14 protein-coding genes and 1 tRNA gene are annotated in these 14,605 nt (G+C 50.5%); 10 read left to right on the top strand and 5 right to left on the bottom strand.

The genetic code is table 11. The annotated features are described in order from the left end of the window. Window positions 1-153: 153 nt before the first annotated feature. The gene (locus ACJMNB_RS06405; RefSeq protein WP_405340200.1) at window positions 154-1,179 is read right to left on the bottom strand and encodes an aldose 1-epimerase; all 1,026 of its coding nucleotides are present in this window, start codon (window positions 1,177-1,179) and stop codon (window positions 154-156) included. Window positions 1,180-1,289: 110 nt separating this feature from the next. On the opposite strand from ACJMNB_RS06405, the gene mnmE reads away from it, so the two are divergent. Then, entirely contained in the window at window positions 1,290-2,606 is a 1,317-nt protein-coding gene (gene mnmE, locus ACJMNB_RS06400; protein WP_405340197.1) for a tRNA uridine-5-carboxymethylaminomethyl(34) synthesis GTPase MnmE, read from the top strand. Further along, on the top strand, window positions 2,596-3,468 hold the full coding sequence (locus ACJMNB_RS06395; RefSeq protein ID WP_405340194.1) for a GRP family sugar transporter: 873 nt from the start codon (window positions 2,596-2,598) through the stop codon (window positions 3,466-3,468). Before mnmE ends, ACJMNB_RS06395 begins: the two co-directional genes overlap by 11 nt. On the opposite strand, the gene ACJMNB_RS06390 is transcribed toward ACJMNB_RS06395, so the two are convergent. After that, complete coding sequence (locus ACJMNB_RS06390; protein ID WP_405340191.1) at window positions 3,469-5,643, bottom strand: glycoside hydrolase family 9 protein; 2,175 nt, start codon at window positions 5,641-5,643, stop codon at window positions 3,469-3,471. It abuts the gene before it with no gap. A gap of 169 nt (window positions 5,644-5,812) precedes the next feature. Here ACJMNB_RS06390 and ACJMNB_RS06385 point away from each other — a divergent pair, with 169 nt between their 5' ends. The 6 genes from ACJMNB_RS06385 to rplI all read left to right on the top strand — a co-directional run bounded on the left by ACJMNB_RS06385 (window position 5,813) and on the right by rplI (window position 11,445). After that, window positions 5,813-7,831 (top strand): hypothetical protein, encoded by a 2,019-nt coding sequence (locus tag ACJMNB_RS06385; RefSeq protein ID WP_405340188.1) that lies wholly within the window; start codon window positions 5,813-5,815, stop codon window positions 7,829-7,831. 385 nt (window positions 7,832-8,216) lie between these two features. Further along, window positions 8,217-9,158: an aldolase catalytic domain-containing protein gene (locus ACJMNB_RS06380; RefSeq protein ID WP_405340185.1), complete on the top strand. Its 942-nt coding sequence runs from the start codon at window positions 8,217-8,219 to the stop codon at window positions 9,156-9,158. A 235-nt stretch (window positions 9,159-9,393) separates the two neighbouring features. After that, window positions 9,394-10,233 (top strand): hypothetical protein, encoded by an 840-nt coding sequence (locus tag ACJMNB_RS06375; RefSeq protein ID WP_405340182.1) that lies wholly within the window; start codon window positions 9,394-9,396, stop codon window positions 10,231-10,233. Between the two features lie 125 nt (window positions 10,234-10,358). Then, the gene (gene rpsF / locus ACJMNB_RS06370) at window positions 10,359-10,730 is read left to right on the top strand and encodes a 30S ribosomal protein S6 (RefSeq protein WP_072801479.1); all 372 of its coding nucleotides are present in this window, start codon (window positions 10,359-10,361) and stop codon (window positions 10,728-10,730) included. Further along, a complete protein-coding gene (rpsR, locus tag ACJMNB_RS06365) occupies window positions 10,730-10,981 on the top strand; it encodes a 30S ribosomal protein S18 (RefSeq protein ID WP_072801474.1) in 252 nt (83 codons plus the stop codon). The genes rpsF and rpsR overlap by 1 nt, the downstream gene beginning before the upstream one ends. A 14-nt stretch (window positions 10,982-10,995) precedes the next feature. Beyond that, window positions 10,996-11,445, top strand: coding sequence for a 50S ribosomal protein L9 (gene rplI / locus ACJMNB_RS06360; protein WP_072801475.1), 450 nt, complete (start codon window positions 10,996-10,998; stop codon window positions 11,443-11,445). 116 nt (window positions 11,446-11,561) lie between these two features. Here the strand turns inward: rplI and ACJMNB_RS06355 are convergent, their stop codons facing one another. Next, window positions 11,562-12,200 (bottom strand): PolC-type DNA polymerase III, encoded by a 639-nt coding sequence (locus ACJMNB_RS06355; RefSeq protein ID WP_254794079.1) that lies wholly within the window; start codon window positions 12,198-12,200, stop codon window positions 11,562-11,564. A 51-nt stretch (window positions 12,201-12,251) separates the two neighbouring features. Next, window positions 12,252-12,767, bottom strand: coding sequence for a lysophospholipid acyltransferase family protein (locus tag ACJMNB_RS06350; RefSeq protein ID WP_405340177.1), 516 nt, complete (start codon window positions 12,765-12,767; stop codon window positions 12,252-12,254). A gap of 82 nt (window positions 12,768-12,849) precedes the next feature. On the opposite strand from ACJMNB_RS06350, the gene ACJMNB_RS06345 reads away from it, so the two are divergent. After that, window positions 12,850-12,922: transfer RNA gene (locus tag ACJMNB_RS06345), tRNA-Cys, on the top strand. 126 nt (window positions 12,923-13,048) lie between these two features. Here ACJMNB_RS06345 and ACJMNB_RS06340 read toward each other — a convergent pair. After that, window positions 13,049-13,699, bottom strand: coding sequence for a hypothetical protein (locus tag ACJMNB_RS06340; protein WP_405340174.1), 651 nt, complete (start codon window positions 13,697-13,699; stop codon window positions 13,049-13,051). 148 nt (window positions 13,700-13,847) lie between these two features. Here ACJMNB_RS06340 and ACJMNB_RS06335 point away from each other — a divergent pair, with 148 nt between their 5' ends. Next, window positions 13,848-14,510 (top strand): DNA alkylation repair protein, encoded by a 663-nt coding sequence (locus ACJMNB_RS06335; RefSeq protein WP_405340171.1) that lies wholly within the window; start codon window positions 13,848-13,850, stop codon window positions 14,508-14,510. Window positions 14,511-14,605 lie beyond the last annotated feature (95 nt).

Raw genomic sequence — 14,605 nt, 5'->3', positions numbered from 1 at the left:
CTATATTTCACTTGGAAAATAGGTTTATAAATACGGGATTCAAAGGAATTTTTGAAGGCCGTTGAATAAAACGTTGGGTAATTCTCAACAAAAAAATCCGCCTGAAAAGGCGGATTTTGTAAAGAATTGTCTACGTATGTTTTGCGTAGTAAATTACAGCTCGATGCCCATTTTTTCGTGGAAACGGAAACCGAAGGTAAACGTGCGTTCTTCGCCAGGCGGAATCACGATGAGACCGCGATGGTGGTTCAATGCATCGGGTTCCGTAGTCATGGGCTCGATGGCAATGCTCATACGGTCAGGCGGAGTGTATACTTGAATGGCGTTGTACTGTTCAATTCCGGCCTTCTGCCAAATGTCCAGGGTGTAGCGGTCACTTTCGAGCAAAACATGGGCGTTGTTGATAAAGTCGGAACCTACGGCCTGTAACTGGGTGACGTCCTTTTCCAGGCAGAAGCAGTCGTTAATGAATTCGTCGTTGATCTTGCGACCGCTTTCAAAACGGGTGTCTTCCTTGTATTCGCCGGTGGGAATGTCGGCTTTGTCCAGAAGGGCCAAGGAACACTTGGGCAGCTTCAAGCTCAGATTGTCGATTTTTTCGCCCAACATGAAGTAGGGGTGCCAGCCTTCGGAGTAGGGCATGTCGGTCTTGCCGACATTCTTGACAGTCGAAGAAATGGAAACGCTTTCTCCGGTAAAGGTGACGGCATTCGTTGCGCGGTAGGGGAACGGGAATCCAGCAAAGGCGCCCGGCCAGTCGCAGCTGAATACGGCGGTGCAGCAGTCGGCTTCGCTTTCGAAGGATTCGAATTCCCAGGGCTTGTCCTGCAAGAATCCGTGGAGGGCATGGGGTGCCCAGCTTACGTTATTGACGAGTTCGTAAGTTTTGCCCTGCCAGCTGAATTTTGCGAAGGCGGTACGTCCCGGGAAGGGAGTGAGCCTGCAGCCGGCATTGGTGTCAGGAGAAATTTTACGGAGAGTCGCTTCGTCCCTGTAGCCGTAGAGCAAGTCGAGCATGGTCGAGGTGCGTGTGTTCTGGGTGTTTTCGACGGGTACTCGCCAGGCGTTCAAGCCGCTGCCGAAACCGCTCAAAATTTCGATTTCGGCTCCGTCGTCACGTTGTAACACAAAACAGGGGATAGTGCCCAAGGGGCGGGAAATAAGCTTGAATTGACTCATATGGAAGTAATTTAAATAAAAAACCGGTTAAAGTGTTCCTTTGCAACAATCAAATAAGAAAATATTAAAATACAATGCGACGGTGGACTGGTTTTACTATCTTTCGCCCTATGGATTCCCAAACCATAGTTGCACCGATGACGCCCATGGGCGTGAGTGCCGTGGCAGCCCTCCGTGTAAGCGGCTCCCGCGTCCGAAATGTCGTTGAGGCCCTGTTTGGCCCCAAGGCCGCCGAAAGGCTTGAACCCCGAAAGGCGAATCTCGGAACGGCTCGCGACCCGGAGTCGGGAAAAGTTCTCGACAGCCTCTTGTTCATCTATTTCGAATCGCCCAATTCCTACACCGGCGAAGACGTGCTGGAACTCTACCCCCACGGAAACCCGCTGATTGTCAGGGACCTGTTGCAGGCCATTCGTGGCATCCAGGGGGTACGCCTTGCGGAACCGGGGGAATATACCCGTCGGGCCTTTTTGAACGGAAAGATGGATTTGACCCAGGCCGAATCCGTGGCCGACGTGATTCACAGCGCGAATCGTGCGGAACTGGAAAATGCCCACCGTCTCTTGTCGGGGGCTCTCTCGAAAAAAATCGCGACTCTCTCGGCCCAGGTGAAGGATATCTCTGCCCGCCTGGAACTGGATGTGGATTTTGCCGAAGAAGAGGCGGATCCGGATTTCGCCGGTTGGGAAACGCGGTTTGTGTCGATCCGTGAATCGATCCAGCAAATTTTGAACAGCTTCCGTGGCAAGGCCTCTTTGAGCAGGCTTCCGCTGGCGGTGCTTTATGGCGCCCCCAATGCGGGCAAGTCCAGCTTGGTGAATGCGCTCCTCGGCGAAGACCGCGTGCTCGTAAGTAATGTGCCGGGTACCACGAGAGACTTTGTAGAGGTAAGATTGTTCTTGGACGGCGGTGAAATCCGCCTGGTGGATACCGCGGGCATTGCGGACAAGGCCACCGACGAACTGGATGCCCTCAGCATGAAAAAGAGCCGCGAAATTTTGGAAGAAGCGGACCTCAAGATTTTAGTCGTCGATGGAACCGATTCGAAGGATCCGGTTGTTCCGCCCGATTTTGTAGTCCACTCCAAGTGTGACTTGCGTGAGTCTGTTCCCGAAACCGGACTCTGCATTTCTTCTAAAACGGGTGCGGGTCTCGCGGACCTCAAGAAGTTCATGAATGGGGCCTTGTTCAAGAAGAACGAAAATCAGGAAGACCTCTGGATTACCAGTGAACGGGAAAAAACTTGTCTCGAAGAGGCCCTCGCCGGAGTCAACCGCGTACTGGACCTGCTCAAGACAAATCCGGCTGTGGAATTGCTGGCTTTTGAAATGCAGTTGGTGCGTCGCGCTCTGCAGAGCATAACGGGCGAAATTTCGTCCGAAGATATTTTACAATCCATATTCGCGGGGTTCTGCATTGGAAAGTAGTTACATTGGTGCGATTCTTGCCATTTTTGTCTTTGGCTCCTACATGGTGCCGCTAAAAAAATGGCCGTCCTATTCTAGCTGGGCATATCTTTCGATGATGACCTTGGGTGCTCTCCTTAGCGCCTTGGTGGTGGCTTTTTATACGGGAACCTTCAATCTTCATCCGGTGGGCCTCTTTTGCGGTCTTCTGTGGGTGGCGGGTGGAGCTTTCTGTTTTTGGGCGGTGCAGGCCGAAGCGGATCTTGCCGGGGCTGGCGTTCGTTCCATGGGCGTGAGCATTCTGGCCTCCTTCCTTTCGGGGGTGTTCCTGTTCCACGAAGAGTCGAAGTTCATTCTTTCTGTTCCGGCCATCGCTTGTTTTTTGATTGGACTTTCCCGCCTTTCTCCGTCTCACGGTGGTTCCGTTTTCAAGAACTGGCGTTCCCTTTTGGGCGGTCTCGCTTTTGGCTCTTACCTGATTCCTTTCAAACTGTCGGTCCAGTCTGGGCTTTCCATGACGGATGTGGAATTCCTGTGTCCTTTTACGATTGGCCTGTTTGTCGGTAGCCAGGTTCTCATTGCCATCATTGAAATTCGCCGCAAGAAAATGTTCAATTACACTCGTGTCCCGAGCCTTGTGACCATTTTGATGGGTGTCCTGTGGATGGTCGGCATGCACGGTTGCTTCTGGGCTATCGATGTGAACGGGGTGCTGGGTTATGCTATCGGTTACCCTCTCACGCAGTTGAATTTGCTGGTAAACTTGGGCTGGGGAGTGTTTGTTTTTGGCGAATACAAAACGGCCCGCGAACGAATCAAGCTGCTTCTTGCAACCTTTATCATTCTTGCGGGCGCAGTACTTTTGACTTTGTCAAAAGGGTAATTACTTTACCGCAATTTTCTTTGTGCCAAGGCCTTCGACCTTGACCAGATAGATTCCGCCGTGGACGTTGCCCAGATTCAGGGTGGCGTGACCGGCAGTCAAGTTGCCTGATGCGATTTTTGCGCCGTTCAGCGTGAATAGCTCCACTTGCCCTTGCTGTTTTCCCGACACGGCGATGGACAGGGTGCGCCCTTGCTGTTGAACGCTCATGTCTTTAGCGGAGGCAATCCTTTTATTGTGGATACCGGAGCTCACAATGATCTTTTGGGGGTTCTCGTCGTAACGGGTGACCAGTGCGTTCAAGTACCAGGTGCTATGGGGGAGCCATTGCTCGATCCATCGCCAATTGTTCCAAGATTCCTTGAGGGGATCGAAACCGACTGCCGATACTCCGTCGTCATCCCAGGCAATTCCGGAGCCATCGTTATTCTTGCCGGTGATTCCATTGGCGATGCCACCCTGCAGGGTGGTGGCGTAAATGGATTGGCCGCTATATTTGGCGGGGTTCTTTTTACCGATACCGTACATCATGCAGGTGCCGTAGGGGTTCTTGCCCAAGATCCAGTCTAGCTGATCGGTGGCGTACTTTTTTGCCGCACTGGAATTGCTGTAACTCAGGGCTTTGATGGCGTAGGTAGTTGCGGCGGCCAGGCTTGCGATACGGGCGTCTTCGCCTTGCCACCAGTAATTGCTCTCGTTGTCGTGGGGGATAAAGAAACCGTCCTTGATGGATCCGTTGGTCTTGTAGGTCTGACGGGCGTAACCGAAGGGATTTTCGACTTTGTTTGTGATAGAGAGTAGCCAGTTTAAATGTTTGGTGACTGCTTCATAAGCTTTGCTGATTGCGATTTCGCCTGGGTTAAGGGAGCAGTCCGCGTTGGCGGGGCACGGTTCTCGCTCGATTCGCATTTCTGCTTCGAGGAATCGTAAAAGAGCGATTATCGGGAGGCCCGCGTCGCTGGCGTGCCAGAAGGGACGAGTCTTGGCGTTGTCGCTCCAGAAGTAACCATCGTTGCTGATACGTTCTGCCAGGTTGGCGGCGCGTTCTTCCATGTCGTTCATGTATTCACCTTTCCCGTTGGTGGCGAAGAAAAGTTCTGTTGCGGCAAGAAGCGCGGTGTAGTCGTCGATGATGTTTTCTTTGTTGTCGTCGCAGTAGGCGCAGCTGCCGCCGATGCTTTGTTTCGATTTTAAGTGGGCGTAGGCTTTTTGAGCCGCGTCCAAGTATTGCTCGCTGGTATAGTCGCCCTTTGCGCCGAGTTTAGAAATTCGGGCGAGGGCTGCGATCGCCATGCCGCCGCCTTCACGGAATGCGGTCTGGTAGTTGGCGCTCAAAGTGCCGTTGGAACCGGAAAAGGCGCACAGTTTGCGAGAACTTGCTCCCCAGCTGTCGAAAACGGTCATGTAGAAGAATCCCTGGTCGTCTAGCATGCGGACCAAGAAATCTGCGCCGTAGGCTGCTTCATCGCTGGCCGTTGCCTTGGTAGGGGTGCTTTTGAGGAGGCTCGGAATGCGTTCTGCGGCAAAGGCGAGCGACCATACGGTCAAAGGAATCTGCTGCGGGTTCAAGTAGTTGGCGTAAGAAAGGTGGCTGAGGTATTTGCTGGCGTCTCCGCTGGCGTCGTACCAGCCGCCCCTTGCATCGTGGGTGACTCCGCTGCTTCCGTAGACAGGGAGTTCTTTGTCTTCTTTCTGGATGGCGTCTGCGGAGGCGCGGTCATTGTAGAAGTAGTCCATGACCATGCCGAGCGTTTTTTTGGCAAGTGTCTTTTCGCCGACGTAGAATTTGTCTGATGACGATGGACTGCCTGTAGCCACTTCAATGTGAAAGTGTCCCGGTTCTATAATGGGGTCGGCGGGCAAGACTGTAGTGTATGTGGGGAGCTTTTGGGTCAAATCAAGGAAGTAATACTTGCCGTTTTTGGCCCAGTTGTCCGGGTTAACGCCTTTGCCGAATGTTCCCGTTGATACGGATGCCCCGGTTGAGCCGTCTTCGGGATCGTACCAAAGAGTCCATTGGGTGCCTTCGAGTTCATCGGTGCTTTGCACCACAATAGAAACCGGCTTGTCGTTGTCGTAGCCGGCCTCGTTGATGAAAAAGGTGTTGTTGGCTGAAACTGCGGTGGCTGCAGTCGAAACAGCCAAAGAAATCTTTGCAAGGCTCTTAAAATTCATAAGGCCAATATAAACTAAAACGCCATTGATTTCAAATGCTTTGTTACGGATGTTCTGAATATGTGATAATCGTCAATGTTGTTTTACCGGGCAGCGATATTTGTAAATATTTCTTGACATTATCCATTTTTGTATATATATTATGGCGGTAAAAAAGAGGTGTTCCTTTATGAAATTTGAAAAAATTCTCTTTTCCGCTGCTCTCGTATTAGCGGCCTGCGAATCCACTAACGTGGTTGATTCAAACCAGTCTAACTCCGGTACGCAGAATTCCGTATCAGGCTCGATCCAGAATGTGGCGACCTGCAAGATGTCCCAGACCTCTGCTGGAATCGATGTGGTGTGTGATGGCGAGGTTGTTGGTTCCCTGATCAATGGCGCAAATGGCAGCGACGGCGTTGGCTGTTCCTTGACCGAACTGGACGACAATTTGGGCTATACCGTCCGATGCGGAGACAAGACCGGAATCATTCTTAATGGCGCAAAAGGCAAAGATGGTACGGACGGTATTGACGGGACTTCTTGCGAAACATCCATGATTCCCGATGGGAGCGGTATCTATGTCATTTGTGGCGAGACCGCTGTCGCGGTGCTGAATGGAAAGAATGGCATCAACGGTATCAATGGCGTTGATGGCAAGAGCTGTTACGCAACGGCATACGAAGTTGGCGACGATTCCGGATACAGTCTCTATTGCGCCGATACCTTGGTTGGCGTAATCCTCAACGGGAAAAATGGCGTCGACGGTATTAATGGAAAGAATGGCATCGATGGTATCAATGGCGTTGATGGCAAGAGCTGTTACGCAACGGCGTACGAAGATGGCGACGATTCTGGATACAGTCTCTATTGCGCCGATACCTTGGTTGGCGTAATCTTCAATGGAAAAAACGGCAAGGACGGGAAAAATGGTGAAGATGTTAGCGGTGCAGGCTGTTCTGCCAAGGCTTTAGGCGACACCGCCGTGGCGTTTATCTGTGGCAAGGACTCTGTAATCATCAGTAATATAATTCCTGGCGAAAAGGGTAAGGATGGCGAGAGTTGTAAAATTGCGTCCGCCACCGACACCACCGTTACCTTTGTTTGCGGAAAAGACACTAGCACCATCAAGGGGAACATCAACATCACGAATAATTATAACGGCAAGGGTGAGTTGATCAGCACCACCATGGATCCCATCACCGTTTACGTGTCCTCCAGTTCCCGTTCTTCATCTTCTGCTACGGTTATCATCATCAATGGCAGCTCCGCCTCCACGGTGGAGTACACACCGGGAACCGGAAATGTGACAGGGTATTGCCAGCCGTTGGGTTATGGACATTGGCATGATGAATACGGAAATTGTCATGATTCAAAATGGGTTTATCGAGGTGACACGGCAACATGGAAACTCTATACCTATGATTCTTCATCTATCGATGACATTGCGTCATCAACCTACGAATGGAAACTGAAGGGCGCGGAGATTGCAACCTATGTCGGTCAAGGTACAGATGGCTTAACGGTAAAAAGCGTGTACGACAGAATTGGTACCTGGAAAGCTTATCTTTCCATCAATGGCAATGACAGCATCCAATGTCAAGGTGTCGTAGAGGTTCGCCCCTCTACCCTCACGGGCTGTTCCTGCCGCGAAAATACAGATGCCTCCACAAAGGAATCTACTGCCTGGGTGGTTTCAGGTTGCAAGTCATATGCTCCCATTGCCAACTACACCTGGACGGGAGTGGATTCCGCCGATACCGAAGGCAATGCCTACACCTCCAAGAGTTACACCGGCATCACCAAGGTTACCGTCATGAACGAGGATTCTACCACCATGGACTTGTCTTGTGGCTACTCCTGTGGCACCAATTGCGGTAATGCCTTGAACAGCACCACGGGATTGACATTTGATGTTGGCACCTACGATCTGACATACGCCTGCTCTGAAATTGGCTACAACAGCGTTAGGTTTTATTCCTACTACTCCGAATACGACGAAGATACTGGAGTTACCGTATCGGGCTATGGTACTGGTACCTGGTTGACTAGCACCAATTCCGGAGAAATTACTGGCACAAATTCCAGTAGTTACTACGAATACAGCACCCTTTTTGGTAGCAGTTCCAACGAATCTGCCTACGGTTCCACTATCAGGCTTACTGTTAAAACAGGAAAAATCAGGGTCAGTTGTAACGATTGGCACTAATTATTGGTGACAACATTCTCGACATTTGGCGGATGCTCCGTGTTGGAGCGTCCGTTTTCTTTTGTTGGTTTTGTTCTTTGCTGGTTGTCGGATGTTTTTTTTACGCAGATAATGCGTTAAATCTTAAAATGGTGGGAAATGACGTTCCGTTTCATTTGTGTTCGAAATTGCAGTAGGAGGCGATTCTTACATTTTGTAGAAGATGATTACTCTGTTGGAACGTGCTCTAATGTGTTGAAATTTACGGATTTATAGCTCTTTATTCTTTATTGACGCAAATATTGCGTTGAAAATAGTCTTTTTTGAACTCTTTTTATTGCGACTATTGATTCCTCGGATTTATAGAGCTACATTTGCTCGCGAAAACAATTAAAGGATAGTCACTATGTACTACGAAAGCATTAAGGTTTTGGACTGCACCATCCGTGATGGCGGTCTTGTGAACAAGCACGACTTCTCCCTCGAATTTGTGCGTCGCCTTTACACCCTCCTGTCTGCCGCCGGTGTGGACTACATGGAAATGGGTTACAAGAACTCTCCGGATCTCTTTGACCCCAAGGAATATGGCCCGTGGAAGTTCTGCGATGATGACCTGCTCTGGAAAGTCAAGGATGGTATCGATTCCAAGATCAAGATGGCTGTGATGGCTGACGTGGGCCGCGTGAACATGGACGCCGTGAAGCCCGCCAGCGAAAGCCCGTACCAGATGTTCCGCGTGGCTAGCTACGTGAAGAACATTGACAAGGGTATCGAAATGGTGAATGCCTTCCACGACATGGGCTACGAAACCACCCTCAACATCATGGCCGTGAGCCGTGACCGTGGTCCGGAACTCGACGAAGCCCTGCACCAGGTCAACGAAGAATGCAAGGCTGACGTGCTTTACCTCGTGGATAGCTTCGGCGCCTTCTACCAGGAAGACATCGATAAGGAAATTGCCCGTTACCGCGGTATCGTGAAGGGCAAGAAGTTCGGCTTCCATGGTCACAACAACCAGCAGTTGGCCTTCTCCAACACCATCCAGGCTATCATTGACCACGTGGATTACCTCGACGGTTCCGTGTCCGGTATGGGCCGTGGCGCCGGTAACTGCACCACCGAACTCTTGCTCGGCTTCCTCAAGAACCCGAAGTACGATCTGCGTCCGGTGCTCGATGCCTACCAGGAACTCTTCCTCCCGCTGAAGGAAAAGTACGAATGGGGCTACATCATCCCGCAGATGATTACCGGTATGCTCAACCGTCACCCGCAGGACGCCATCGCCATCCGCAAAACCGAAGACAAGGACAACTACACTAAGTTCTATAATCATATGATGAACGATTAATAAAGCGAATGCCGCGACGGCAAGTGTGGTGAATTTATCGAAGAAGGAGTGCATTAATGCACTCCTTTTTGATAAATGAAACCACGGACGCGAAGCGTCTGTTAGACTTGCCGGCATGGCTGAGCTAAAAAATCGCGGACTTGAGCCCGTAGGGCGAAAGTCCCACGACTAATCAAGAGGCGATTCATTTAAAAAACGGCCCTATATCGGGCCGTTTTTTTTCTAACTTAGGGTCGTGCCTTTCTTATTCTTGCTGATTGCGCTTGTGTTTGGTTCTTCTGTCGCCTTTGCCGCAGAAGACGTGGATCCCCTTTCCTTGGATACCCGAGAAACCATTCCTCTTCCGGGGCAAACGGCTTATATGGGCGAGGGCCTTTCTTTTGGTCTTAGTTTGGGTGTTTATGACCCGCTGGCCGAATGCGACTGCATGGGGGCGTGGCAAGCCCAGTTGGAATACTTCTACAAGGAATGGCTGAGCGGTGGCACGAATGTCCGCTTTTTTGGCGGGGACTTGGACCGTGATGTGATGGTATTGTACCAGCGTTACCGCTTGAACCTGCGTTTCCACAGTTTTTCGGACAAGTTCGACCTGTATGCAGAACCGTTTCTTGGCTTCGAAAATACCAGCATCTCTTCTTTCAGAAAACAGGTGCGCGGTAAAAAGGTTGAAGAACAGCATTACTGGTGGGAAAAGGCTGCCGATACAGACGATGAATTTCATAAGAGAGAAGTAGAAGAAATTGAAGACGATTCTACTCTGGCCGAAAAAGACGATTGCCAAAAATTGTTTGCCCTAGACGGTTTCTCTATTGGGCTGGGTATTGGCGGCGGTGTTAATTTGTCTAGACTGTTCGGTGCGACCGGCGAAATACATGTGGAATACAACTTCTCGAAGGAATTGCTGCTGAACGTGATGCCGGGAGTTGCCTTTAATTTCCGTGAAGTGTGGCCTTGGGCCAAGCGTACGCTCCGCGCGATGTGGATTTCTTTCGAAATTGGCGGTCAAAAGACCTTCAACCGGGGGGTTGATGGGTGGTCGAATACCTATTTCCTGGGTGCGCAGCTAGGGGTGTAAGACCTGACCTCCACTCCAGGTTTGACACCAAAACCTCGTTTTTCTATATTTGGGGCACCGATTTTAATCGGAACCCTCCCGGAGCCAATGTCGGTTTTCCGGGCGATAGACCAAAGGGACTCATTATGAGACAATACGAAACGATGGTGATCATCGACGCTATGATCTCTGACGACGCTATCAAGGCCGAAATCGAGACTATCGCCGCTAACATCACCAAAGGCAACGGAGAAATCCTCCGCCGTGACGATTGGGGCAAGCGCAAGCTCGCTTACACCATCAAGAAGCGTCAGCATGGCTTCTATGTGATTTTCTACTACAAGGCTGAAGCCGCTACGGTCGCCTCTGTGGAAGCCGCTCTCAAGCTGAACGAAAACGTCCTCCGCTGGATGACTCTCGCTGATTATCCGATGAGCGAAATTGTTTACGACCAAACTCAGACCCAGTCCACCGAAGAAATCATTCCGGTTGACGCAGAAGAAGGGGAGGCTGAATAATGGCTTTTGAAGATAAGAAGCAGGCAACCCGTATCCGCCGCAAGAAGACTTGCTGGTTCACGGAAAACAACATCAAGTTCATTGACTATAAGGACGAAAAGACTCTTCGTCGCTTTATCTCTGAACGTGGTAAGATCATTCCTCGCCGCATTTCTGGCACCTCTGCCAAGTATCAGCGTATGCTGAACGAAGCTATCAAGCGTGCCCGTCAGATGGCTATTCTCCCGTTCGTTTCGGACAGTCTGCGCTAAGGAGGAACTAGACTATGGAAATTATTCTTAAGGCCAACGTTCCCCACTTGGGCAAGATGCTTGACGTCGTGAAGGTTAAGGACGGCTATGCCCGTAACTACCTCTTCCCGCGCAAGCTCGCTGTTCGTGCTACCAAGGAAGCCAAGCTCGAAATCGAAAACAACCGCGCTGCTGTTGAAGCTCAGTTCCAGAAGGAACTGGCTGCCGCTGGTGACGTGGCTGCTAAGCTTTCTCAGATTTCTGTTAACCTCGAACGCCGCGTTGTGGAAGGCGAACGTCTGTACGGTTCTGTGACCGCTTCTGACATCGCTGACGCCATCACCAAGCAGGGCGTTAAGGTTACCCGTGCTCAGGTTGCTCTCGAAGAACCGATCAAGCAGCTCGGTGTTTACACCGTGACGATCAAGGTCTTCAGCGACGTTGAAGCTCAGGTCAAGGTTTGGGTGGTTGCAGAGAAGGCATAAGTCTTTTCTTAATCACTAAGAATCTTAAAAGCCGTTCCTTCGGGAGCGGTTTTTTGTTTATAATAAAAAATGCGGACAAATGAATGTCCGCATCAAAAGCTGTATCTTGAGAATGCTTACTTGTTGATGAACTGGGGAATGCCCTTGTACTTTTCCATGTTCTTCATGATGCAGGCCATTTCCCAGTCCTTTTCCTTGAAACGGCGACGGAGCAGGGCCACGAACACTTCCATGAGCATCAGGCAGTCGTAAACGGCACGGTGCATCTTGTCGGATTCAATCTTCATGCTGATTTCGTCGCGGCGCTGGAACATGTTTGCCAAGATGCCAAGCTTGTGGGAACTGGCTTCGGGGAGAATCGCCTTGGAAATTGCGAGGGAGTCGATGACCGGGTTGCCGGGCACCAGCTGCGGGTTGTTCTTGTAGGCCACGCGCAAGAAGCTTGCGTCGAAGTTGGCGTTGTGGGCGAGCAGGATAGAGCTCTGTCCGCAGAATTCAGTGAACTTCTTGATGGCATCGCCAACGGCCGGGGCGTCTTGCACGTCGCTGTCGTAGATGTGGTTCACGGCGGAGGCTTCGGCCGGAATCATCATGTTCGGCTTCACGAAGGTTTCCAGCTCGCCGAGCAGCTTGGGCACGACTTTGCCGTTCTTGGTTTCTACGGTGAACTTGACGGCACCGATTTCGATGATTTCGTCTTTTTGGTTGTTAAGACCTGTGGTTTCAAGGTCGAAGGCGACAAATTTGGGTGGCATTAAAATCACGATACAATCCTTAGTTTATATGAATATCACCTTGGTTGGTTTTCAGTCACAAAGATACTTAATTTCGATGTCTATAGATGTCAGCGGCAGGGGCAAAACAAACTTATCCCAGGTTTTTAGGGTGATGTGCGCTCCGTATTTGGCGTTGACAAGCCAGAGCGGGCGACCGCTGGATTTTGCAAGCCACGGGGAGCCTTGCTTGACTTGGAGAGCCGGTCCGCGTGGACCGTCCAGGGCCATGCCTACAAAGCGTCCTTCTTTAAGGGGTGTGAGCAAGTGGCGCACGTTGGTGGCACCGTGAGTGCTCGATCCGCGTGTGACGCTGTATCCGAGATTCTGTACGATGGTCGCAAACAGGTCGCCGTCATTGGACTCCGAAACGAGCGTGTGTACGCCCCAATTTTTAAAGGCGGCGGCGCAGGCCAGCAAATCTTTATGCCATACTCCAAGGATCCCGGGCTCAAGTGGCTGGGGTGTTTTGAGCCTGATGCGCAGGCTTTTAATCCACAGGGTTACAAGAAATGCCTTGAACCGGACCTTGAATGACGGCTTTTGCATGATTAAAAGATAAAAAAATGCAAAAAATGGCGGGTTTGCCCTTGAAAAGCGACGAATTATTACCTATATTGCGTTTCACTTTGGCGACGTACCCAAGTTGGTAAGGGGCGGCTCTGCAAAAGCCTTATTCATCAGTTCGAGTCTGATCGTTGCCTCTTAAAACTCCTTCTCACCCCGAGAAGGAGTTTTTTGTTTTTTGACAACATATCAAAAAAAGCGGGGCATAGCCCGCTTTTAGGTTTTCGTTTTAGTTTGTTTGCTGTAGAGCGCGAACGGTTGTTTTAAACAATCGGATTCTTACGGGGGCGTCCACGACCGCGCTTGATGGGCTGACCGTCAGGCATGGTGGTCGCTTCGGGATGCTTGGCTTTAAAGAAGTCCTGGATTTTCTTGGCCCGTTCCTCGGCCTTCTGTTTGGCGTGGTCTGCGGCCGATACGATTACGGCCTTGGGCTTGTCGCCGGTCTTTGCGCCAAAAGATGCCTTGAGTACTCGGCCCGAGGCGGGCTTGGGAGCTTCCGTAACCATGGCTTGCGGCTTGCCGTGTTCGGACTTTTCTTTAAAGTTGTAAACGCTGTAGCCTTGGCTTTCTTCGGTAAAAGAGGTCTTCAGCATCATCTGCTTTTCCAGGGGGAGTTCGCTCATGGGCGGGATTCCCGGAATCTGTGTCTTGGGCTTGAAGTACAGGTCTTTTTGCTTGGCGACGGAACCGAAAATTTCGGAGGCGATGTTTTCTGCTTCGAGATAAGCCTTCCGTTGCTTCAGGGCAATGCGGTCTTTCTTGGAGGGGCGGGCCGCACCGTTCTTGCGTTTGCCGTTAAAATCTTTCCGGTTCCTTTCGGAATTCTGGATGATTTCTTCGTCGGAGAGTCCCCGGAGTTCATGGGGAACTTCGATGATATTCAGCGCGATATTAGACAAATTCTGATTCATAAAACCTGGCTTTTTGGCGGTTTTTCGCCTGTCAAGAGTAAAAAAAGTCATTTTATTGTAAAAAATGCGACCCAAATTTAAAAAAAATGCAAAAAAATGCTTGTCAAGACCTAGAAAAAAAATTTTTTTTGGACTATTTTTGTAATACATGCTTCGGTTTACTCAAGAAATATTACTTGCTCTTCGCGCAATCTCCAATGAGGAGGAAGCGCACGAAATGTCTAAGAAGGCTCGTGAACAGTTCGATTTCCTCGGAATTCGCCTTGTTCCCCGTCGCGAAGTGACCTACCCCATATTCGACAGAAACCCGCCGAAGGACGGAGATGAATTGGTGGCCAGGGTTGAGGACATGTGGGCACAGCCGTATCGTGAAATCCAGTATGCGGCTTGTGACTATTTGTTCCGTCACAGGGCACTGCTCGGTGGACAGCACCTTGCCTTCCTTAAAAAGTTGATCAAGACCCGCGCCTGGCGCGATACCGTTGATACCCTCGCCGCTTGCGTGTTGGGTGACCTGGCTCTTCGTTTGCCGGCGCTCCGTGGAAAGATTGCATCTTGGATTCGCGACCCCAACGTTTGGGTTCGCCGCAGTGCGATTATTTTCCAGATTCAGTACAAGGACCGCACGGACTGGCCGTTGCTCAGGCAGTTCTGCTTGACTTGCGCCAAGGATGACGACTACTACATTCGTAACGGTATCGGTCGCGCTCTTTCTGAATATGCACGAATCAATCCTACCGAAGTCCGTCGCTTTGTGCAAGACAATACCTTTGCCGAACAGACCGCCCAGGAAATCCTGAGATTGATTTAAATAACAAATAAATAAACTATTGAAATTGCCTTTTCTGCACGGAATGTGGAAAAGGCTTTTTTTTGTTCTTGATTCCGAAAAGTGAATTAGTTAAA

Origin of the sequence: Fibrobacter sp. (assembly GCF_045131395.1) — a bacterium.
Classification (GTDB): domain Bacteria; phylum Fibrobacterota; class Fibrobacteria; order Fibrobacterales; family Fibrobacteraceae; genus Fibrobacter.
This window is presented reverse-complemented; position numbering and strand designations above follow the sequence as displayed.

Excerpts from the sequence above, each read along its gene's own strand:
- ACJMNB_RS06340 (WP_405340174.1), bottom strand. The coding sequence starts at position 13,699 with ATGAATCAGAATTTGTCTAATATCGCGCTGAATATCATCGAAGTTCCC.
- rplI (WP_072801475.1), top strand. The coding sequence starts at position 10,996 with ATGGAAATTATTCTTAAGGCCAACGTTCCCCACTTGGGCAAGATGCTT.
- ACJMNB_RS06385 (WP_405340188.1), top strand. The coding sequence starts at position 5,813 with ATGAAATTTGAAAAAATTCTCTTTTCCGCTGCTCTCGTATTAGCGGCC.
- ACJMNB_RS06405 (WP_405340200.1), bottom strand. The coding sequence starts at position 1,179 with ATGAGTCAATTCAAGCTTATTTCCCGCCCCTTGGGCACTATCCCCTGT.
- ACJMNB_RS06380 (WP_405340185.1), top strand. The coding sequence starts at position 8,217 with ATGTACTACGAAAGCATTAAGGTTTTGGACTGCACCATCCGTGATGGC.
- ACJMNB_RS06355 (WP_254794079.1), bottom strand. The coding sequence starts at position 12,200 with ATGCCACCCAAATTTGTCGCCTTCGACCTTGAAACCACAGGTCTTAAC.
- ACJMNB_RS06390 (WP_405340191.1), bottom strand. The coding sequence starts at position 5,643 with ATGAATTTTAAGAGCCTTGCAAAGATTTCTTTGGCTGTTTCGACTGCA.
- rpsR (WP_072801474.1), top strand. The coding sequence starts at position 10,730 with ATGGCTTTTGAAGATAAGAAGCAGGCAACCCGTATCCGCCGCAAGAAG.
- mnmE (WP_405340197.1), top strand. The coding sequence starts at position 1,290 with ATGGATTCCCAAACCATAGTTGCACCGATGACGCCCATGGGCGTGAGT.
- ACJMNB_RS06335 (WP_405340171.1), top strand. The coding sequence starts at position 13,848 with ATGCTTCGGTTTACTCAAGAAATATTACTTGCTCTTCGCGCAATCTCC.
- ACJMNB_RS06350 (WP_405340177.1), bottom strand. The coding sequence starts at position 12,767 with ATGCAAAAGCCGTCATTCAAGGTCCGGTTCAAGGCATTTCTTGTAACC.
- rpsF (WP_072801479.1), top strand. The coding sequence starts at position 10,359 with ATGAGACAATACGAAACGATGGTGATCATCGACGCTATGATCTCTGAC.